The sequence below is a fragment of the Vibrio sp. Y20_XG_PY13 genome (genome assembly GCF_024181925.1).
Classification (GTDB): Bacteria; Pseudomonadota; Gammaproteobacteria; order Enterobacterales; family Vibrionaceae; genus Vibrio; species Vibrio parahaemolyticus.
This window is the reverse complement of sequence record NZ_JAMZAL010000034.1, coordinates 1-2150: the sequence shown is the minus strand read 5'-3', so window position 1 is coordinate 2150 and position 2150 is coordinate 1. Positions and strand designations below refer to the sequence as shown.

Genomic DNA, 2150 nt, shown 5'->3' with positions numbered 1-2150 from the left:
TAGTGCCACCGGAGCGAACCTGAAAGGCACATTTGATCAGGTGTAAAGCTGAAAAAAGAAACCAATAAACATCAAGACTTTTGACCTCTGATTCCAACCCAGTGCTAACGCCCTGTTAAGGTGTGAGCAACGCAATACCGATGCCGCCGCATAACACCTTAATCACCTAAACCAACGCATAGTAAAAATGCCACGCGTTGCGAATCACTCTTAAACAGTTTGTTATGTGTTTTTACATGACGTGGCAATCATCCAAAATCACCCTCAGGTCTTCACCATGCTTTAAGAAGTCGAAAAGCAGCGTGAAATCACTAACGACACCATTAAGCGGCAAATCATATTCAACTCCCCACCCAGAGCCGTTGTCGTACTCGAAGATGTCGTTTCTTAGAACCCCTGTGACGGTTAAAGGACTTGTTATAACTGGGAGCTGGTTGTCGCCAAAATGGTCAAACCTGACCATTTCAAAATCTTCTAAACTCCACTTACTTCTAGAGTTATCTAATGGTTCATCAAGAAACGAAAAAGCATACTCTGCTTCTCCTGACGCGCATAAATCTATCCAATCTCGAACAAACGCTATGAGCTCCTCCTGACTGGATTCAATCGTAGGCTTTTTCATTGACGACTCCTTTTGTGAGAAACACATAACGCCTTGTTAAGGTGTGAGGCACGCAATACCTGAGCTTCCGCATAACACCTTAACCACTAAAATCAACGCATAGTAAAAATGCCACGCGTGCCGAATCACTCTTGAACAATTTGTTATGTTTTTTGTGGTTTGGGTCTAAGCATATCCACAACATCATTATCAATTTTATCGACTAAATCGGAACAACGCTTAATCAATAGTTGGATATCATCTTTAGACACACTAACTTTATTACCATCATGATCATATCCAGCTCTATGGACACAATGATGTCTCAACGCAACCGCCTTGAACAACCAAGACGTTTCACCCAAATCAACCCCTAAGACGCTCTTATACATTGGACGTACTTTATCGATCTTATGGAAGATTAAGTCTTGTAAGTACTTCGCGATATCACTTTTTAAAGACTCATGTTTTGAAAATATTTCCTTTATCGTAAACTTTCTATCTGCAAACTCAGGGTCTGTTTCAACAAGCTTACGAATGAAATCATTTGAAGATAAAGTCGCCGAAATAAAAGTTGATGATAAGTAACCCTCTAGTGCTGCAACGATGTGTCCATGCAACATAATTAATACATTATCTTCCACGGAAGGGAAAAATGACATTCCCATCAACTCTGATGCGGTATCAACTGATTCTTGAAAAATTCCTTTTCTTGTTTGTTTAGGAGCAACCCAATTATTATCCCAATCTTCATAATATGGCTCATCATGAGCGTTTAGCTCATCATAAGCGTCAGACAACTCATCCCAACCTGAAGTATATTCATCTGCATCCTGATCATCTAATTGCTCACGAATCCACTCAGCTTTCGCTTCTTCATATTGTGACTCCATGAGCTCAACCATATAATTTGAACCAATTCCCACCGAATTCTCCTAAAAAACATAACGCCCAATTAAGGGGTGAGCAACGCTACCACCCAACCTAAAGCATTGTACCGTAACCACTAAAATTGAAGTAGAAGCAAAAATGCCAAGCGTTGGGAATCCCTCTTAAATTGTTTGTTATACGTTGCTTCCTTACCCGAGCACTGGTCTGAAAAAGCTACGTTCATAGCTAATAATGCAGTCTACTTTATCTGCAAACTCAAAAGCTTTAATACACTTAGGATCATTTAAAGATTTAAGACGATACTCTTCATATGCTGATAAGCTTTCAAATGTGAACAAAGCTAGAGCTATATTATTCGCACCTTCTGACGGTAGGAAATAGCCATTGTGTTGACCACCGAACTTCTCAACAAGTGGAATCCACATTCTTGCGTATTCTTCAAATTCTTTGACCTTTTTCGGGTCAATCACGTACCTGACATAGCAAGTAATCATAAGCTTTAAATCCTTCTAATTTCTTAATTTTATGCGCAACGTATAACGCCCTGTTAAGGGGTGAACAACGCAATACCGATGAAGCCGCATACCACCTTAATCACTTAAACCAACGCATAGTGAAAATGCCACGCGTTGTGAATCCCTCTTGAACAGTTTGTTAT

3 protein-coding genes are annotated in these 2150 nt (G+C 40.0%); all 3 read right to left on the bottom strand.

Annotation, left to right across the window (positions count from 1 at the left end; translation table 11 throughout):
- Positions 1-232: 232 nt before the first annotated feature.
- A complete protein-coding gene (locus NL646_RS23255; protein WP_021453025.1) occupies positions 233-622 on the bottom strand; it encodes a hypothetical protein in 390 nt (129 codons plus the stop codon).
- A 143-nt stretch (positions 623-765) separates the two neighbouring features.
- Positions 766-1527 (bottom strand): hypothetical protein, encoded by a 762-nt coding sequence (locus tag NL646_RS23245; protein WP_140358707.1) that lies wholly within the window; start codon positions 1525-1527, stop codon positions 766-768.
- A 153-nt stretch (positions 1528-1680) separates the two neighbouring features.
- Positions 1681-1986 carry an NIPSNAP family protein gene (locus NL646_RS23240; protein WP_253664755.1) on the bottom strand — a complete coding sequence of 102 codons (306 nt, stop codon included), beginning with the start codon at positions 1984-1986 and terminating at the stop codon, positions 1681-1683.
- Positions 1987-2150 lie beyond the last annotated feature (164 nt).

Bases quoted from the DNA above. Each gene is read 5' to 3' on its own strand.
- NL646_RS23255 (WP_021453025.1), bottom strand. From the start codon at position 622: ATGAAAAAGCCTACGATTGAATCCAGTCAGGAGGAGCTCATAGCGTTT.
- NL646_RS23240 (WP_253664755.1), bottom strand. From the start codon at position 1,986: ATGATTACTTGCTATGTCAGGTACGTGATTGACCCGAAAAAGGTCAAA.